Below are 17,484 nucleotides of genomic sequence, written 5' to 3'. Positions count from 1 at the left end.
GGGGATCGCCGGCCGCCTGACGCATACGCTGAGCTGGTGAGACGATCGATCGCACTGGCCGGTGTCGTGCCGGTCCTGCTCGCCGGTGCACTGGCGGCGAACCGGGCCGGCCCGTCCGCCGGCGTGGCCGTGGACCCGGCCGTGCCCGCGCGGGTCGTGTCGGTGGTCACCGGCGCGGGGCTGCCCACCGCTGCGCAGTTGCGGAAGGGACTGCTCGGTCTCGCCGACCTGCCGGCCGGCTACACGCTGTTCGACGAGGACTCGGCGAGCACCACCGAGGTCCCCGGCTCCGGCTGGTGCCGCGAAGGGACGTTCGACCGCGGCGTGCCCAGGGCGCGGGCGCACCGGGTGTTCCAGCACTCCGGCGGCAGCATGATCGATATCGAGATCGTCGCCACCGGGTCGCGGGCGGCCCGCGACATCGTCCGGGCCACGGCGGCGGTACCCACCCGCTGCCCGCTCGTCGAGGGCAACTACACCACCAAGAAGTTCTCCCGGCTGCCGCTGCCGGAGCTGGGCGCCCCGGCGGCCGGGCTGGACGAGATGTTCCAGGACTATGTGGGCGAGTGGAGCCGCTACTACCACGTGGTCGTGGCCAGCGGCCAGGTCACCGCGATCTTCACCGAGATGCGCGGCAGCGAGCAGAGCCGGGACCGGTTCCTCAAGCTGGTCACCACCGGGGTGGGCAGGCTGGCAAGGATCCGCTGAACCGGGGGCGGCAGCGGGCCGCGCCGCGGCGTGGTCCGACTGCGGACCGCGACCCGGCCGCGTATGGGGATGCCCGAGTCACCGGAACATTACTGACCTTGAACCGCAGCACGCGGTGGGCCCCCACATGGCGTGACCGCCCGGCCCGCCGGGCGGGGTCATGGCGTCTCCGGCACCTCGACTTCCGCGTCCGGCACAACCGGCGGAAGGTCGTCGTCGAGGGTGCTGCCCCACTCCCCGGTGGCCTGCGGCGCCGCCGACTCGCCGACTCGCTGGCCATCGTCGTCGTCCTCGTCCGAGGTCCGCTCCTGCGTGGTCATGACCCGCTCCTTTCGCCGTCACTCTTCGAAGCTTGCATCGTCGCAGGTCAGGCCGCTGATTTAGACGGAAACGGTGCAGGTCACGACACTGTCGCCCGGGGCGAGGAGGTTCAGGCAGGCCGGCGCTCAGGTCCGGGCTGCCTTGGCCACCGCCGTCGACGCGCCGGGCACCTCGGACGCCCGAGCCCAGGAACGACGCTGGCGGGCCGCGCTCGAACGCGGCGGTCACGAACGCCAGCGGGCCGACAGCGAACCCCAGGCGCGATGGCAGGCGCCCCGCGACGAACGAAAGGGCCGCCCGGCCACCCTACGGATGGTCCCGCGCGTCCTGCGCTCCGGACTGGCGGACGGTGGCGGCCCGGCGCGCGAAACCGGCCGCCTCCTGGCGCAGCGACGAACGCATCATGCCGCCGAGCAGGGCGGAGATCACGCCGGCTGCCCGGCCGGACGTCTCCAGGACGAGCGTCATCCGGGTGCCCGCCCCGGCCGCCTCCAGCAGGTGGCGGCCGGTGAGCCGCAGGCCCGGCCGGAGCGTCTCCCAGGTGAACTCGCGCTCCGGGTCGAGGCGGGTCACCGTCCAGACCGCGCTGAGCTGACCGGGCTGCTTGATCCGGGCGGCGCTGCCGACCCGCAGCTCGCCCGCGTCGAGCCGTTCCAGCCGCTGCACGGTCGGCAGGAAGACCGGCCAGTCGTCGATGTGGGTGGTCAGCCGCCAGATCAGCTCGACCGGCGCGTCGATCAGGGTGCTCTCCGCGTAGCCCATACCGCGACTGTACCATCTGGTACATGTCTGATGCGCGTGCCGCGCTGCTCAACCGGATCCTCGATGTCGCCGCCCGCGACGGGCTCGCCGACCGCAGCTTGCGGGAGATCGCGGCCGCCGCCGGGACCAGCCACCGGATGCTGCTGTTCCACTTCGGCTCCCGGGAGGGCCTGCTCACCGCTGTGGTCAGCGCGATGGAGCAGCGGCAGCGGGCGATGATGACCGCGCTGGCCGAGACCGCGGCCGACCCGGCCGAGCTGATGACCGGCATCTGGCGGGCCGTCTCGGATCCCGGGATCCGGCCGTTCGTGCGACTGTTCTTCGAGGTGTTCGCGCTCGCGGCACGCGGGGTGGCCCCGCTGCCGGCCGGGCTTACCGCGAGCTGGCTCGACGACGCCGAGCGGGCGGGCGAGCGGCTCGGCATCGCGACGGACCGGGCAGCGTTGCGGCTCGGCGTCGCGGTCACCCGAGGGCTGCTGGTCGACCTGCTCGCGGGCGAGGATCCGGCCGAGGTGGACGCGGCCCACCATCTGTTCGTCGAGCTCATGACCGGCCAGGAGGCACCCGGCGCCTGACCGGCGGCTCGATCCCGGTCCGCACCTCCGGGCGGCCGAGCCAGCGGTCCGGCAGGGCCGCCGACATCCGGATCGGGTACGCCCGGTGCAGCACCCTGATCCCAGGAACTCCAGTCACAGCCGGACGCGCTCGCCGCGCACGGCATCCCCCGCGACAAGATCTTCTCCGAGAAGGTCTCCGACCGGATGCGGGTCAGGCCGCAGTTCGAGGCGGCGCTGGCGCTGGCCCGCGAGATCAACGGCCGAACGACGCTGATCTGCGGCGGGAAGCTGCGGCAGATCTCCACTCCTTCGACCGGACTGGGACAAGCACGCAGAACGGCTCCGAGCCGAGGCTGACAAGATCGAGCGAGAACCGCATCCGCATCCGCGACGCGCGTGCCGGTGCCCGATGCGCCATCACGCTGCGTACAGGATGCTCCACGTGTGTCAGGCGTGGGGTCAGCCAACCCACGCCTCGGTCCACTGCCCTCATCCCCGGTCGGCCGAGCTGGTGTATCGCTGTGTCACGGAGGGTGTAGGGCTTGTACCTGCAAGGGTCGATCGCGTTGGCGACCACCGGGGCCGGTGTCAGTGACATCGACTTCGTCGCGGTCACCAGCGCGCTTCCGGACCCTCGCCAGGTGCGCGCCGTTCACGGGCAGCTGCGGCGGCGGCAGGGCCGCGAGCCGTTTCTCGACGGCCTCCGCGTCACCCGCGACGAGCTGCGGCCGGACCCGGCGACGCTGCCGTGCGGCGCCGCTGACGACTTCGTGAGAAATGCCGTGACGATCCGGCGCACGAGGGTGGACCGGCTCGGCGCCCCGTGGCGGCGGTTCGTCGAGGTCACCGGCACCACGATCAGCGGTGACCCCGCGGCGGCCGGCCTCGCGCCGGCGCTGCACGGCCCGGGCGGTAAGCAGATCGGGGCGCGAACCGCGTCCTTGGGGGTGAGCGGCACACCGACGGCGGGGGGACATGAGTGCACGGCGGATTCGAGGAATACGTGCGAGCGCGCGGCGACGCCCTGCGCCGCTTCGCGTACGTGCTCTGCGGCGACCGGCATCTGGGCGAGGACCTGGTCCAGGAGGTGCTGGTCAAGGCGTACCGCAGATGGTCGAAGATCGAGACCGAGCACCCCGACCGGTACCTGCGCACCGCACTGGTGCGCTCGCACGTGTCCTGGCTGCGCCGGCGCTCCAACACCGAACGCCCCGCCACGGTCGGTGACGACCGTCCGGCCGGCGCCGACTTCGCCGACCGGCAGGCCGACCGCGACGAGCTGTGGTCGCGGCTGGCCGGGCTGACCCGGGCCCAGCGCGCGGTGCTGGTGCTGCGCTACTACGAGGACCTCGACGACCGGCAGATCGCGGAGGTCCTGCGGTGCGCGCCGAGCACCGTACGGGTGCACGCCACCCGTGGGCTGGCCCGGCTGCGCGACGACATGACCTCCACCCTGTCCGCGACCGTCACGGGAGCCCGGCGATGACCCTGGAAGAGGAACTGCGTACCACGTTGCGGGATCGGGCCGCCGTGCCGGCGCCGCAGCCCGAGCTGTGGGCCACCGTCGCCGCCGCAGTGCACCGCGACCGGCGGCGACGCCGGGTCGTGGCGGTCGGCGCGGTGGTCGCCGTGATCGCGGCCGGCGCCGCGGCTCCGGTGCTGCGGCACCAGCGTACGGACCCGCGGCCCGCCGTGCCGGCCACGACCACCACATCCGCGGCACCCGGCTGGCCCACGCCGGTCTTCCCGCTGCGCCCGACCTGGATGCCGCCCGGCCTCGACACCTATCCCTTCGTGGCGCAGATGGGCCCGAACCGGCGCCTGGAGTACCGCAACGCCGACGGCTCCGTGCTCGCCACCGAGGTCGGGCCGCTGCAGGCCGACTGGGAGACCGAGGCGGAACGCGTCTACACCGCCCGGGTCCACGGCCGCGACGCCGAGGTGCACGTGGCGCAGACCTACGACGGCGCGGACGCGGGCGAGCGCTTCGCCGGCGTACGGTGGAGGCTCGCCGACGGCCGCTGGGTGTCGGTGCTCAGCTGGGGCGAACGCTCCGACGCGGACGTGCTGCGCTTCGCCCGCGGCCTGGCCGGCGGCCACATCGCCGCCCGCGAGCCGGTGCCGTACACGCTGCCGTTCGTCCCCGCCGGGCTGGTCCCGCAGACCTGGTCGGACACCGTGCTGTGTCTGGCCCCGCCACGGATCGCCGCGGCCGAGCGGCGACCCGACGGGCTGTGCTTCGACCTCACCGACGACGCCGGGTTCGATCCGGCCTCCGCCACAGAGTCGTGGACCGTCGACGGCCGCCGGGTTGCCTACGAGCCGGACGCGGCCGGCCTCGTCGTCGAGTGGGGTGGCGACAGCCAGATCACCGTCAACTGGGATCCGCGGCAGATCCGGCTGCGCCACGACGAGGTGGTCCGGCTGGCGGCGGGCATCCGCCCGGCCCGCCGGTAGCCCGCCGGTGCGGGGTCGTCGGGGCCGCGGGCCGACTCCCGGCGTGCCGGTCGACGCCAGGTCGCGGGTCCGGCCCGGCGCCCCTCACCGGTGGCGTGCCGCCTGCGCGAACGGGACGGCCTGCATCGCGGGAGCGATCACGGACAGGTGCGAACCGTCCATGAAGCGCAGGGTGAGCCGGCCCTCCGGGTCGCCGCCGAGGTCCGGTGGCGGCGGGGCGCCCTGCCACCGGGTGATCCGGGAGATCCGGGGCAGCCCGCAGGGCCGGGAGGCCAGATGGCCTGGCGTGGCGAGTGGTTCCCGGGGGCCTTCACCGAGCTGGTGCGCAACGCCTATCCGCCGGCCTCCTGACGAACGTCCCGGGCGGGGTCCGGCCGCTACGCCGGTGTGTCGTCCGTGGCGAGGGGGCCGGTCACACCCGCGGGCGCCGGTGGCCCCCGGAGCCCGCGGCGCCGCGTCGGCGCCGGCGTTCTCCGCGTCCGCCGAACCGGGCGGACCGGGTGGGCGCCGCGCGAGGGGATGCCGGACGGGGTGGCGGCAGCGGCGGGCCGGCACCGCCTCCGTCCGACCCGGTCAGCCGGTGGAGATCTCGTCCAGGCAGTTCTCCCGGGGCGGGGTGTCACGCCAGAGGCAGACCTGGATGGTGACGGCCCGGCCACCGATCGTGGTGGCGACGGCAGGGGTGTGCACGTAGCCGCGTTCGGTGACGGCGAGCGGGGTGGCGCAGCTGCGCCACGGGCCGTCCGAGGTCTTCCACCGGATCCGGGCGCCGCCGGACCGCGGGTTCTCGTCGTCGGAGCCGGCGCGGCCCCAGTAGTAGGTGCGGCCGTCGTGGCGGGCGTAGCGGGCCGAGCCGTTCATCTCGTCGAAGTCGAGGGTGGGGTCGAGCCGGGTGGCGGCGTTGTCCTCGAACACCGTCATGGCATCCATGATGATGTCGTTGCTGGCGGCGCCGAGCCGGCAGTCGTTGTCGACGATCGCCCTGGAGCTCGGGTTCGCCGCCGGGCCGGCGGAATCGGCGGCGCCGGTGTGGTACGCCGCCACGACCGCCGTCCCCCCAGCGAGCAGGACCAGCGCGGCGATGGCGGCGATCATGGACCAGCGGCGGACGGGACGGCGGGTGGTGAAGTAGGCGTCCAGGACCGGCGCCGCCGCGTCCGGCTCGGCGTGCGGAGTCTGCGTGACGAGGGGCTCGCCGGGCGGGACGGCCGGCACTCGGCCGAACGCCCGGCGGTCGGCATCCTGCGCTGCGGCGACGAGCGTGGCGATGTGTTCGCACGCGACCGTCAGACGCCGCGCGTCGTCGGGGCCGAAGGGCATCCCGCCGATGTGGTGTGCCGCCCGGGCCACCGCGACCACGGCCGTCGGATCGGTGATGTAGCGCAGGTTACCGGCCAGCACAGCGGCGACGATGTCCTTGTCGACGGAGAGGCCGGGGGCCATCCGGTGGGTGTGGATGATCTCGGCGAGGTGCCGCAGCGATGCCGGCCGCCGGCGGCGGCGCCCCGGCGGGGAACCCGGTGGCGGCGTGTAGACGCCGTCCCGGCCGGCACGGGTCACCGCGGCGCCGAGCGCCGAGGCGAGCAGCTGTGCCGCATGGTGCACGTCCCGCCACCACGGGTCTAGCGGCTCGTTCAACGCATCCCCCATACATCGACTAACTCCACTATAAAGGGCAGCTCTTACCGGATCCGACCTGCGTGATGCCCCGGCAACCGGCGGGGAGACAGCACCCGCATGACGGCCCCCTCCGACGTGTCGGGGCGCCGCTCCTGCTGTCGGCGACAGACAGCTGACCGGCCCCGGGGGACAGATGACGGTTGTCGCGATCCCGCTACCGGGCACAGCATCGACATGGCCGCCGCCGGGACGGGGCGACGCCCCTTCACCGGCGGCGCGACATCCGGCCATCCCACCCGACGCGCCGCGCGGCTGCGCGCGGCGCGTCCACCGACACCCGGAGGCTGACATGCACATCATCAGGAGGACCGCCGGCACGCTGACGGTCGCGGCCGTGGCCGCGGCGGGAGCACTGCTGCCGGGCGCCACGGCGGCGCACGCCGCGGCCGCCTATCAGGGGTGCCCGTCCGGCTACGTGTGCATCTACCCGAATGCCGGCTGGAACAACGGCCAGCCGTCACTGAAGTTCTACACCTACGGCGCGCACAACCTGAGCGGCCAGTTCGGCGTCAAGCGGTTCTTCAACAACCAGACCGGCGGCGCGATCGCGCGCAACTGCACCGGATACAACGGCACCGGCTGCCAGGGGATCCAGCCCGCCGGCACGTACGGCGACTACAACTACACCCCGTACAACTCGGTCGTCCTGGCACCGTAGCGGCGCCCGGCGGGCAAGGGCGGCGGGGAAGGCCGGTCCGGCCTTCCCCGCCGCCATGCGGATCCGGTCAGCGGACACGCCGAGGACGCCAAGCTGGCTCGTATCGACCACATGAGCAGCCATGTCCCGCAGCGGGTGCTCGCGGTCGACCAGTTCGGGCCCGTCACGGGTCCGCCCGCACGGCAGCCCGACCGGCTACGGGCAACTGTCCCGGCACTGGCCGACGGCCGCACCCCGGCCGGCCATCGGCTCGAAGGGCTGTCGGCCTTCGTACCGGCTGGCATACGACGGTGGGCCGAGCCCCCACCGGGATTCGGCCCACCGGAGCAGGGTGCTATCGGCGTCGCGTCAGCGGCTCACGCGCTCCATCTTCACGACCTTGCCGTGCCAGGGGCAGAAGCGCGGTTCGTTCCACCAGTCCGCGGTGACGAAGGAGGGCTGGCCGTCGCACACCTCCATGCTCCTCTCGTAGAACGCGACGTTGTACGGGTTGAGGTGCCAGGTGTAGCCGGGGTTGTACCGCGACGGGGTACGCACGATCTCGCCGTTGATGTGCTTCGTGAAGTTCGCACTGCGCAGGACTTCGAACGCGTCCTTGATGTCCTGGCGCTCGATGAGCTGAACACGGAACTTCTCGTTGGGAATGACCTCTTCGCCGGGCTCGGGCGGGCCCCGGAGGACTTCGATGGTGGCGACGTAGCCCTCCCGCGGTTCGACCGGCGCGGCGGCGGCAGGCGTGGCGGAAGCGGCCAGCCCCGCGGTGATGGCCATTGCCGCCAGAACGGCCCTGACAGTGGTACGCATGGTCCTCATCCTTCGTGTGGTCGAGACATGAAACGGGCTTGTGACCCGCGTTCCACCCAACCAGGCACCGTCGATTGTGGATGCGATACCCCCTGGGGGGCAGTACCTTCGAAGGTTGGTAAGGTTGATGACCTTGGATTGTTCGGGACTGCACCCGGTCCGCCGAGCGCCGCGCCGCAACCCACGACACCAGAAACCTGCGGCGCCCCGGTCCGCATCATCGGTGGCACCGCCCGGCCGGACCGGCGTCCTCCGTCGACCGCGCGCCATCTGTCTGCGGCGGACACGGCTCCGACACCCGCCAGCCCGACCGATCGTATGGGGGTGCCGGCACGTTCATCACGTCGTCGCTGGACGCGTCACCGGTCACATTCCGAACCGTGCTGCATCAAGCACGCCCGGAAACCCCACCCCGCGCTGCGGTTGCCACCGCCCCGCCGCAGTCAGCGATCTGATGATCGTACTGATCAGCGCAGGCCCCGACAGCCAGGTCTACTGGGCGCATCGGCTTCTCACCTGACCACCGCGCGCCAGTTGGATCGACACGCCACGTCACGAGTCCACCACAAGGGAGCCAGAGCCAGGATGGGCTCTGGCTCCGTTTCGGTGGACTCGTCACGCATAGTGACGGCCAGCGCGGGGCGCTGAGGCTGGGCAGGAACGCGTACTCGCCGCCGCGGGTGGTGACGAACCGCGCACGCTCGACAGCTTCCGGCGGACCCGCCGGCGGGGAATGGTGTAGTCGTGGGGGCCTTCGCCGGTGGCGGCGATCGGATCGCGGGTGGGCCCGGGCGCCGAAGAACACGCCGTCGTTGCGCCACTGCGTCTGCGCGCACTCCAACTGCCGGCCCAGGTGGGCGCCGACGAACGCGAACATCAACCCGCGGTCGGCGCGTCGTCGAGCACACCATCGGCCAGCAGCGGCCCGTACGCGGTGCCACGGCGGATCATGCGGTGCAGCCGGGGCTCACCGGCCACGGCGGAGCCCCGGGGGTTGGCACGGCGGATGTGGCAGCCGCCCGGGGTGGTGAACCCGTTCGGGTCGTCGCCGAATCCGAACGCGTTGTTGCGGCCGCGGTCGGCGCCCAGTGCCGGGTCATCACGCTCGGGGGCCAGCGCGAGGGCGGCGCCGCTGCGCCACCGGCCCATCACCTTCGCCGCGAGCAGCTCCTCGTCGGGGCCGCTGGTGGCGTGCTCGCGCAGGAAGCGGCGGAATCCGGCAACGTCCTGGTGGCGTAGACATGCCCGCGCCGCAGCGCGAAGTCATCGACGCCCAGCACTCGCGGATCCGTCCGGCACACCGTCCCAGAACTCCCCATGATCGCGAAAACGCGGGCGCGGCTGCCTGTGCGGCAGCATGTCCGCATAAAGTGTTATTTGTGGCTGAGATCCGTCGCCCGACGGTCGAACTGCGTGTACACGGCGTGGGTGGCACGTCTCCGAGCGCGCTGCTGGGCACCACGGATCACCGGCAGGTGTGGGGCGACCGGATCGCGGGCTTCTACGCCGCCGACGCCCCACGCCGGGGCCGCAGCGTGGAAGCGTACTGCTGGGGCGGCATGACCTCACGCAGCAGCTCCCGCGTCCTGTGGCTGCTGCTCTTCCCGTTCATGCTGGCCAACGTCGCGGGCTGGACCTGCTCGGCCCGGATCCGCCGGGACCGGTGGATGTTCGCGGTGCACCGGGCATGCGGCCGGCTGGCCGCGCTGGCGGTCACCCTCAACCTGCTCCTGACCGCCGCGATGGTCGCCATGGACGTCTGGGCGTACCAGTTCTGCGGCCGTGACCTGCCCGACGGGTCACCGTGGATCAAGCGGATGCTCCATGCGCCGCTCGACGGTCTGGGTGACGGCCGCCGGGTCGTCGTCGGCGCCGGCCTGGTGCTGGCCGACCTGCTGGTGATCGCCCTGCTGACCCGGCGGACGCGCAGCCGCTACGAGGACGTCACGCCGGTCGGTGCGCCGGCCCGGACACCGATGCGGCGCAGCGCGGCCGCGCTGCCGGACGGAGTCACCCATCCGCGGTTCTACGACAGTCAGGCCACGGTCCGGCGGCTCGCCCGGCTGCACCTGGGCGCCGGCGTGGCGTGGCTCGGTCTGCTGCTGGCCCACGTCGGCGCGGGCGGACGGTTCGACCCGGTCACGGCCGGGCCGCCCGCCGCGGTGCTGGCCATCGCGATCGGGCTGACCGCCGTGGAGGCGGCCGGTGACTGGCTGCTCCTCCCCTTGACCGTAGCGGCGGGCCTGACGGCCGGCTGGGTCGCGTTCCGCGTGTGGACCGGGGCGCGGATCGACCCGGTGACGGGTCACCTGGACGGCATGTTGCTCGCCGTGAAGGCCACCTTCGCCCTGATCCTCGTGCTGGCCGTCGCGTGGGTGCTGCTGGTGCCGCTGATCGCGCTGCTGCGGTTGCTCGGCCTGCGGCGCGGCGTGGACACCGGTGCCCCGGTGGACCGGAAGTGGCTGGCGGCACCGTTCATGGTCGCGGTCCTGAGCATCGTGAGCATCAACGTCGTCGGGCTGGGCTGCGTGATCGCCGTCGGCAAGGCGCTCGGCTCGGTGCGGTGGGAGATCGAGGGCTCCGTGCGCGCCGGCGAACTGGCCATGTTTCCTTTCCTGCTGGCGGTGACCCCGTGGCTCACCCTGGCCCCCGCCGCGGTGACGATCGTGTTCCTGCTGGTCGAGTCGATGCGATGGGTGGCCGCCGGTCGCGGCGGGAACACGGCGCCGATCGTGGCCGAGTACGCCGGGCGGGCCGGCGCCGACCCACCGCCACAGCCTCCCTGGGACGTGTGGCGCCGCAGCGCCCTCCCACAACCGGGCATGTCCGCGCACTTCCGACGACGGGCGCTGCGCTGGGTCCGCTCCATCGCCCAGGCCCGGAAGCTGGCCACCTTCCCCGCCGATGCCCGCTACCTGGCGGCCGGCATCGTGGTGGTCGTCCTGCTGCTGCCCGCCCTCTACCGGCTGGGCTTGCTGAGCCGGGGCCGGGGTGTCGCGACGTTCGCCGACGATCTCGCCGTCTCGTTCGCCGTGGTGATCCCGTGCGCCGGGGTGCTCCTGCTGCGGTGGGGCTGGCGGCGTCCCGGCGCCCGCCGGTGGCTGGGTGTGCTGTGGGACGTCGGCACGTTCTGGCCGCGGGCCTATCACCCGTTCGCCCCGCCCTGCTATGCCGAGCGAGCCGTCCCCGACCTGCAGCGCCGCATCCGGTTCCTGCGCGACACCGGCGCACGGGTGGTGCTCGTCGGGCACAGCCAGGGCAGCGTGCTGGCGGCGGCGACGCTGGCCCAGCAGCCCGACCCGGACACCGTGCTGGTCACCTTCGGCTCCCCGCTGACCACCCTCTACGGCTGGGGGTTCCCCGCCTACATCAACCGGACCCTGTGTGACCGGGTACGCAACCCGTGGCTCAACTTCTCCTACCGGACCGACTACATCGGCGGGCCGGTCGGCTGCCCGGGGGCTGACGTCGTGCTGCCGGATCCGGCGACCTCCTGGTACATCGCGGGGGAGCCGATGCCACCGATGCGCCGCCACACCGGCTACTGGTCCGACGAGGCCATGTGGACCCGCATCGACGAGGCGCTCGCCACCCGTCCCGTCGATGTGCCGGAGCCCTTCATCCGGGGACCGGCTCGCTCTCCGGCATGACCTCGTGAGTGCCGGCGGCGACACCCGAACGCGGCCGTGCCCGCCCCCGGCAGCCGGACGGCGTACGCCGGAGGTGCTTGCTCTCGTTGAGCAGTGCCCGGCCGGGCCGCCCGGCGCACGGACCGGGAAAGGCCCTGGACAGCGCGCCGGGAACGACTGGCACCGAGGCCGACGGCCGAGACAGGCCAGCCCCCGCCCCCGCGATATAGAGGCCGAGTAGGCTCCCATCGACGGCTGAATCGCGCGGCCGGCGCCCCGGCGCCGGGGCGCCGGGCCGTCAGGGGAACGGAGGGTCGAATGGACGTGCACGGTACGGAGTCCGACGGGGTCGGCGCGGCGCCGTCGGTGGCGAGGCTGCTGTTGGAGCTCCGGGGTCGTGCCTCCGTCGACGTGAAGCCGGCCGGGCGCAGCCTGCAGGTGCGGCCGCAGGGCGGGCGCACCGTCGCGGTGCACATCCATCCCGGTGGCGTCGACATCGCCGTGGCGCGTAACCAGGCCGACGAGGTGGCGGCCTCGATCGTCGGCGCGACGGTGAAGGATCCGGACGACCCGGTGCCGTTCGTGTCGGTCGAGGGGCACCTGATCGACGCCAGCTACGACGCGGTGCTGGCGGCCGCCGTGCAGGCCGTCGAGCTGCGCAAGTCGGGCGGACCGGCCAAGGCCCCGCGGGCCCCGCGCGCCGCGGCGGCGCCCAAGGCGACCACGAGGAGCACCCGGCCCGCGGCCCGCCCGGACCGGCCCATCTGCCCGCGCTGCAAGCAGTACGAGCTGCTGGCCAGCGGCGAGTGCCCGTCCGGCTACTGCTGACCGGCGCGCCGGCCGCCGAGGCGCGCGGAGGTCGCCTGGCGTTCACGGCCTGACCGCTGACCCGCTCGGCCGGCCGCACGCTTCCGGCCGGCCGAGCGTCGCCCGCTGAACCGCCGCCGGTTCGACACCCCGTGTCGGCGTACGGCTCCGAGTGCACAGCAGCTATCGACATCTGCGGTGGAGCCGCGAGCTGACGGCCGAGCCGGCGCAGCAACGGTCGACTACAGTCGGTCATGTTGATCGACCCGGCGGCGTCCGGATCTGCCGAATCGAGGTCGTTCGTTGGTAGTTTCTTCTGGCACTATGGCCGTGTGTCGCCAGAACGAACTTCATATGTGCCCAATGAGCTGTTGAGTCGTCTCGTCGGCTTCCGCCTCTACTCAATCGAGTTCGTCATGGACTACGTCCAACTGCGTTTCGATGGGCCAACAGCGGACATGCCTGTTCTCAATTGCGATGTGCTACCCGTCGTGGAACTGCCGACGGGTTCGATAGCTCCTGGGCAGGTCGGCTGGGCCGACGCGTTACGGGAACTCATCTCAGGCCATGTTGTCGCGACAACAGAAAGAACTGGCCAAGGCATCCGGATCGAGTTCGAGGGAGGTGCGGTCCGATTGCACCCCGACATCGACCATTTGACCGGACCTGAGATCGCTCTGTTAACCGGCTTCAAGGACGGGAGCTGGATGTGCTGGCGTCCGGGAGAATATGCCTTCGAAGACGTCGCCTGACGCACTCTCGTGCCACGATCTGCTCACTACACGGCGTTACGGCTGGCGAGGGCCGGCTGACGCCCGCTCGTGCCGATGAGCGGATGCCGCGCTTTGTCGATCCGTGCGCATCCGCATTCGCTCCCGCACGCGTGGGAGCTCCGACAAGCGCCTGGTCTCGAGGATCAGTCGCTTCGGCGTCGCGAGAAGCGGTCACTACGCTGCCAGCTATGAGCAGCGACGACAGGGACGGCCGGAACAGCGACTCGGACGGCGCTTTCGAGCTGCTCATCGGTACACCCGAGCGGCAGAGGGCGCTGGAAGCGCTGGAAACGCACATGACGGCCCGACGACTGAACACCAGCGAGTACGAACGTCGCGCGGAGGCCTGCGATCGGGCCCGTACCCAGTCCGAGCTGCTACGGATCTTCGCGGATCTGCCTGCCCCGCACCCACAACTTCCGCCACCGGTCGTCCAGGCGGTCAACCCAGCAGACAGCGATAGCGCGCCACCAATGCCGCCGACCGTGTTGGCCGGATGCTTGACATTGGGGCTCGGTCTGCCGGTGGCCATCGTTCTGGGCTACGTCTATGAATCGTGGTGGGTGCTCGCGGTGCCGGTAGCAGTCCCTGTGGTGATGGCGTACGTCGAGCAGCTGCGCGCCCGACCGATCCGGCGCGGGCCTGAGAGCGATCCGCCAACCTCGCAATGAAGTACTCGTATGCAGTCCAGTGGACGAGCAGGACTCGACCTTCACGAACCAGCGCCGCGGTGGCGATCTCGGGCATGGGCGGGATTGGGGCACGACCTTCCGACGAGAACGTCCGCATCTGCCGCCGCGAGTGCGATGGGCGGCGGCAGTAGGAGACGACGAGGTGCCGGGCAGAAGTCATCGCTCGGGGAGAACCTCACGACAGGGCACTGCCGCCCGCCACCCGGATACTAGGCGCCGTCACGCGCGGCAAGCTTGCGGCGCCAACATCGCCGACCTCGGCGAGGAACACGGCCACCGCGTACTCAAGGTCCGCGGCAAAGGTGGCACGGTCGCCCTCGTGCCACTACCGCCAGCGGTGGCCCGAACGATCGACCGCGCCGTCGACGAACGTGACGCCGGCCCCCGCACCACCATCCGCTACGACCGCGCCCGCAAGAACCTCGACCGCCACCCCAACTACATCCTCGCCGCCTTCATGGCCTCCGGAAGGTAGCCGGCATCAACACGCGGTCGTGCCGACGAGAGTGCGTCAAGAGCTATCCCCGTGATGCCAGTGCAACATCCCTGCGCCCAGGTCTCGCAGCCCTGAAGCAGTCATGGATAAATCCGACATACCGTCGATAAGATGTGGAGATGGCAGGATTCAGTATCTCGGTGGCCAGCGTCGAGGAGATGCGATTGATCGCGAAATGGGCGGCTGCCGAGGGATGGCAGCCGGGCGCGGGCGACGACGAGGTTTTCTTCCCCACCGATCCCCACGGCTTCCTGATCGGGCAGCTGAATGGCCAGCCGATCAGCTCGATCTCGGCGGTTCGCTACGGGAGGGGCCACGGATTCATCGGGCTGTACATCACGGTGCCGGGCCATCGGGGACAGGGATACGGACTGCGTACCTGGCAGGCCGGGATGGAACGACTGGCCGGGCGCAACATCGGCCTCGACGGGGTCGTGGCGCAGCAGGCCAACTACCGTAAATCGGGCTTTCGCCCAGCCTGGAGGACGACCCGCTATCAGGGCCTGTTGGTTGGTGCGCGCCGCGCGGCCGGAGTTGAGACGGTGGATGCCCGCAGCATCGGGTTCGCCGAGCTGGCCGCCTTCGACCGACGGTTCTTCCCGGCGGAGCGGGATGCGTTTCTCGCGCTCTGGATCACGACGCCGGGGCGGCAAGCGGTGGCAGCCCGGCGGAACGGGAGCGTGGTGGGGTTCGCGGTGCGGCGCCCGGCCGGGAATGTGGACCGGATCGGCCCGGTGTTCGCTGACTCACCCGAGGTCGCCGAGTCGCTGCTGGCGGCCCTGAGCACGGTCGGTCGTCCTGGGGAGGCGCCGCCGGTGATGATTGACGTACCGGCGCACAACACCGCGGCGGTCGAGCTCGCGGAGCGGGTCGGGCTTGAAGCCGGCTGGGACACGGCCCGGATGTACACCGGCGGTGCCCCGCAGATTGATCAGCATGGGATCTACGCCGTCACGACACTGGAACTGGGTTGAGTTTTTGTGGGTGATTCGTGGGAAACCCACCCACATGCCGCCGGTCGTGCGCGGCGCTCCGGGCGGCCGTCCCGCAGCGTACGGATCCGCGATTGTCGGCCACTCTCGTGCCGAAAGCAATGCGCCTGCCCCCGGCTGCTTGCCCGCGGCGGCATACCCGCTGACAGGCGTACGCCGGTAACCTCGTGCAGTGATCGAAAAGGCGAGGGTCGTCGGCGTCGGCAACAACACCTCAGCGCTGGTGCACGGAATCAACTTCCACCGCAGCACCGGCAGCTTGGTTGGCGTTCATCAGCCTGAGGTGAACGGACCGGGCGTTGGCGATATCGACTTTGTGCGGCCTTCGCCATGTCCGCGGGCAAGGTCGGCCAGGATCTACACCAAGCGATCTTCGCACCGCCGAACAACTTCCCTCACCTGAATGCCATCAGCGTGGTGCCGGTAGCGGCGACCAGGTCCTTGAGCTCCTTATCGGCCTGTTCGGAGCGTTGGTAGATCCTCTCGAGGTCGGCGATCAGCTCGGCGGCGACCCGGCGTCGTGCCTTGCCGGCGGCGTCCCGCGCGGCATTCGACTTGCTCGGCGCGGGCGGCCGGCCCGGACGGCAGCGCGGGGGCGAGCGCAGGGCGCCCCCGCCACCCTCACCATATCGCCGGGCCGGGGGCTTGCGGCAAGGCCCCGGTCGAGGCGAAGAATCGCTGCCACCCGCGGGAACAGGACGCGAGGGAGGGGGCCTCATGATCGATGTGATCGTGGTCGGCGGTGGGCCGGCCGGGTTGATGCTGGCCGGTGAGCTGCGGCTGCACGGTGTGCACGTGGTGGTGCTGGAGAGGGAGGCCGAGCCGGCGCCGCACGTGCGGGCGCTGGGCCTGCACGTGCGCAGCATCGAGGTGATGGATCAGCGGGGCCTGCTGGACCGGTTCCTGGCGCTCGGCACGCGGCACATGATCGGCGGGTACTTCGCCGGGATCACCAAGCCGTGGCCGGCCGGGATGGACACCGCGCACGGCTACATCCTGGGCATCCCGCAACCGGTCACCGAGCGGCTGCTGGCCGAGCACGCCGTGCGGGCCGGCGCCGAGCTGCGGCGCGGCTGTGAGCTGACCGGGCTGAGCCAGGACGCGGACGGGGTGAGCGCGGAGCTGGCCGACGGCACCCGGCTGCGCGCACGTCATCTGGTCGGTTGCGACGGCGGCCGCAGCACGGTCCGCAAGCTGCTCGGCGTCGGCTTCCCCGGCGAGCCGGCCCGATGGGAGACGCTGCTGGGCGAGATGCGGCTGACCGCGCCGCCGGAGGAGGTGGCCGCGGTGACCGCCGAGGTGCGCCGGACCCAGCTGCTGTTCGGCGCCGGACCGATCGGGGACGGGCTGTACCGGGTGATCACGCCGGCGGCCGGGGTGACCGGGGACCGCACCCCGCCGACGCTGGCCGAGTTCACCCGGCAGATGCGGGCGACCGCCGGTACCGACTTCGGCGCGCACTCGCCGCGCTGGCTGTCCCGGTTCGGCGACGCGACCCGGCTGGCCGAGCGCTACCGGGTCGGCCGGGTGCTGCTGGCCGGCGACGCCGCGCACGTGCACCCGCCGATGGGCGGGCAGGGGCTCAATCTCGGCATCCAGGACGCGTTCAACCTGGGCTGGAAGCTGGCCGCCGAGATCGCCGGCTGGGCGCCGGACGGGCTGCTGGACAGCTACCAGGCCGAGCGGCGTCCGGTGGCGGCCGACGTGCTGGACACCACCCGGGCCCAGGCCACGCTGATGTCCCCGGAGCCGGGGGCGCGGGCGATGCGCCGCCTGCTGTCCGAGCTGATGGACTTCGAGGAGGTCAACCGCCACCTGATGGAGAAGATCACGGCGATCGCGGTGCGCTACGAGCTCGGCGATGGCCACGAGCTGCTCGGCCGCCGGATGGCGGACGTGCCGCTGGGCCGCGGCCGGCTGTACGAGCTGATGCGCGGCGGCCGCGGCCTGCTGCTGGACCGCACCGGCCGGCTGTCGGTGGCCGGCTGGGCGGACCGGGTGGACCACGTCGCCGCCGGCGGGGCGGGGCCGGACGTGCCGGCGGCCCTGCTGCGGCCGGACGGCCACGTCGCCTGGGTCGGCGACGACCAGCGGGAGCTGCTCGACCACCTGCCCCGCTGGTTCGGCGCGCCGGTGACCTCGCGCTGA

At 72.1% G+C, this 17,484-nt stretch carries 19 protein-coding genes; 14 read left to right on the top strand and 5 right to left on the bottom strand.

What is annotated here, in order from left to right:
* Nucleotides 1–36 precede the first annotated feature (36 nt).
* Nucleotides 37–708: a hypothetical protein gene (locus ACTEI_RS17340; RefSeq protein ID WP_145831049.1), complete on the top strand. Its 672-nt coding sequence runs from the start codon at nt 37–39 to the stop codon at nt 706–708.
* Nucleotides 709–866: 158 nt separating this feature from the next.
* Here ACTEI_RS17340 and ACTEI_RS37065 read toward each other — a convergent pair whose 3' ends face one another.
* Together ACTEI_RS37065 and ACTEI_RS17335 are read right to left on the bottom strand one after the other, a co-directional pair.
* A complete protein-coding gene (locus tag ACTEI_RS37065; protein WP_164465997.1) occupies nt 867–1,028 on the bottom strand; it encodes a hypothetical protein in 162 nt (53 codons plus the stop codon).
* A 307-nt stretch (nt 1,029–1,335) separates the two neighbouring features.
* A complete protein-coding gene (locus tag ACTEI_RS17335; RefSeq protein ID WP_122978607.1) occupies nt 1,336–1,791 on the bottom strand; it encodes an SRPBCC family protein in 456 nt (151 codons plus the stop codon).
* Between the two features lie 23 nt (nt 1,792–1,814).
* Between ACTEI_RS17335 and ACTEI_RS17330 the strand changes: the two genes are divergently transcribed.
* The 4 genes from ACTEI_RS17330 to ACTEI_RS37060 all read left to right on the top strand — a co-directional run bounded on the left by ACTEI_RS17330 (nt 1,815) and on the right by ACTEI_RS37060 (nt 5,156).
* On the top strand, nt 1,815–2,366 hold the full coding sequence (locus ACTEI_RS17330) for a TetR/AcrR family transcriptional regulator (RefSeq protein WP_122978606.1): 552 nt from the start codon (nt 1,815–1,817) through the stop codon (nt 2,364–2,366).
* A 985-nt stretch (nt 2,367–3,351) separates the two neighbouring features.
* Nucleotides 3,352–3,834, top strand: a complete 483-nt coding sequence (locus ACTEI_RS17320) for a SigE family RNA polymerase sigma factor (RefSeq protein WP_425321053.1) — start codon at nt 3,352–3,354, stop codon at nt 3,832–3,834.
* Complete coding sequence (locus tag ACTEI_RS17315) at nt 3,831–4,805, top strand: hypothetical protein (protein WP_122978604.1); 975 nt, start codon at nt 3,831–3,833, stop codon at nt 4,803–4,805. Before ACTEI_RS17320 ends, ACTEI_RS17315 begins: the two co-directional genes overlap by 4 nt.
* A gap of 147 nt (nt 4,806–4,952) precedes the next feature.
* Nucleotides 4,953–5,156: a hypothetical protein gene (locus ACTEI_RS37060; protein WP_145831050.1), complete on the top strand. Its 204-nt coding sequence runs from the start codon at nt 4,953–4,955 to the stop codon at nt 5,154–5,156.
* A 222-nt stretch (nt 5,157–5,378) separates the two neighbouring features.
* Here the strand turns inward: ACTEI_RS37060 and ACTEI_RS17310 are convergent, their stop codons facing one another.
* Entirely contained in the window at nt 5,379–6,443 is a 1,065-nt protein-coding gene (locus tag ACTEI_RS17310) for a hypothetical protein (RefSeq protein WP_145831051.1), read from the bottom strand.
* A gap of 331 nt (nt 6,444–6,774) precedes the next feature.
* Between ACTEI_RS17310 and ACTEI_RS17305 the strand changes: the two genes are divergently transcribed.
* Entirely contained in the window at nt 6,775–7,143 is a 369-nt protein-coding gene (locus ACTEI_RS17305) for a hypothetical protein (RefSeq protein ID WP_122978602.1), read from the top strand.
* Between the two features lie 348 nt (nt 7,144–7,491).
* On the opposite strand, the gene ACTEI_RS17300 is transcribed toward ACTEI_RS17305, so the two are convergent.
* Complete coding sequence (locus tag ACTEI_RS17300; RefSeq protein ID WP_145831052.1) at nt 7,492–7,947, bottom strand: BP74-related protein; 456 nt, start codon at nt 7,945–7,947, stop codon at nt 7,492–7,494.
* Nucleotides 7,948–8,823: 876 nt separating this feature from the next.
* Nucleotides 8,824–9,096 (bottom strand): hypothetical protein, encoded by a 273-nt coding sequence (locus tag ACTEI_RS37800; RefSeq protein WP_187645948.1) that lies wholly within the window; start codon nt 9,094–9,096, stop codon nt 8,824–8,826.
* 230 nt (nt 9,097–9,326) lie between these two features.
* Between ACTEI_RS37800 and ACTEI_RS17290 the strand changes: the two genes are divergently transcribed.
* The 8 genes from ACTEI_RS17290 (at nt 9,327) to rox (ending at nt 17,484) form a co-directional block, all read left to right on the top strand.
* Nucleotides 9,327–11,597 carry an alpha/beta hydrolase family protein gene (locus ACTEI_RS17290; protein ID WP_145831053.1) on the top strand — a complete coding sequence of 757 codons (2,271 nt, stop codon included), beginning with the start codon at nt 9,327–9,329 and terminating at the stop codon, nt 11,595–11,597.
* Nucleotides 11,598–11,894: 297 nt separating this feature from the next.
* The gene (locus ACTEI_RS17285) at nt 11,895–12,404 is read left to right on the top strand and encodes a hypothetical protein (protein WP_122978599.1); all 510 of its coding nucleotides are present in this window, start codon (nt 11,895–11,897) and stop codon (nt 12,402–12,404) included.
* A 233-nt stretch (nt 12,405–12,637) separates the two neighbouring features.
* Nucleotides 12,638–13,135: a hypothetical protein gene (locus ACTEI_RS17280; protein WP_203723658.1), complete on the top strand. Its 498-nt coding sequence runs from the start codon at nt 12,638–12,640 to the stop codon at nt 13,133–13,135.
* Between the two features lie 209 nt (nt 13,136–13,344).
* Nucleotides 13,345–13,827 carry a DUF1707 SHOCT-like domain-containing protein gene (locus ACTEI_RS17275; protein WP_164465996.1) on the top strand — a complete coding sequence of 161 codons (483 nt, stop codon included), beginning with the start codon at nt 13,345–13,347 and terminating at the stop codon, nt 13,825–13,827.
* Between the two features lie 19 nt (nt 13,828–13,846).
* Nucleotides 13,847–14,323 carry a hypothetical protein gene (locus ACTEI_RS37795; RefSeq protein WP_203723659.1) on the top strand — a complete coding sequence of 159 codons (477 nt, stop codon included), beginning with the start codon at nt 13,847–13,849 and terminating at the stop codon, nt 14,321–14,323.
* A 140-nt stretch (nt 14,324–14,463) separates the two neighbouring features.
* Entirely contained in the window at nt 14,464–15,318 is an 855-nt protein-coding gene (locus ACTEI_RS17265) for a GNAT family N-acetyltransferase (RefSeq protein WP_122982218.1), read from the top strand.
* 190 nt (nt 15,319–15,508) lie between these two features.
* On the top strand, nt 15,509–15,739 hold the full coding sequence (locus ACTEI_RS37055) for a hypothetical protein (RefSeq protein ID WP_145831054.1): 231 nt from the start codon (nt 15,509–15,511) through the stop codon (nt 15,737–15,739).
* Nucleotides 15,740–16,053: 314 nt separating this feature from the next.
* Nucleotides 16,054–17,484 carry a rifampin monooxygenase gene (rox, locus tag ACTEI_RS17255; protein WP_122978597.1) on the top strand — a complete coding sequence of 477 codons (1,431 nt, stop codon included), beginning with the start codon at nt 16,054–16,056 and terminating at the stop codon, nt 17,482–17,484.

The sequence above is a fragment of the Actinoplanes teichomyceticus ATCC 31121 genome, from assembly GCF_003711105.1.
Taxonomy (GTDB): domain Bacteria; phylum Actinomycetota; class Actinomycetes; order Mycobacteriales; family Micromonosporaceae; genus Actinoplanes; species Actinoplanes teichomyceticus.
Note: the sequence above shows the minus strand (reverse complement) of the source record. Positions and strands in the feature narration are given on the sequence as shown.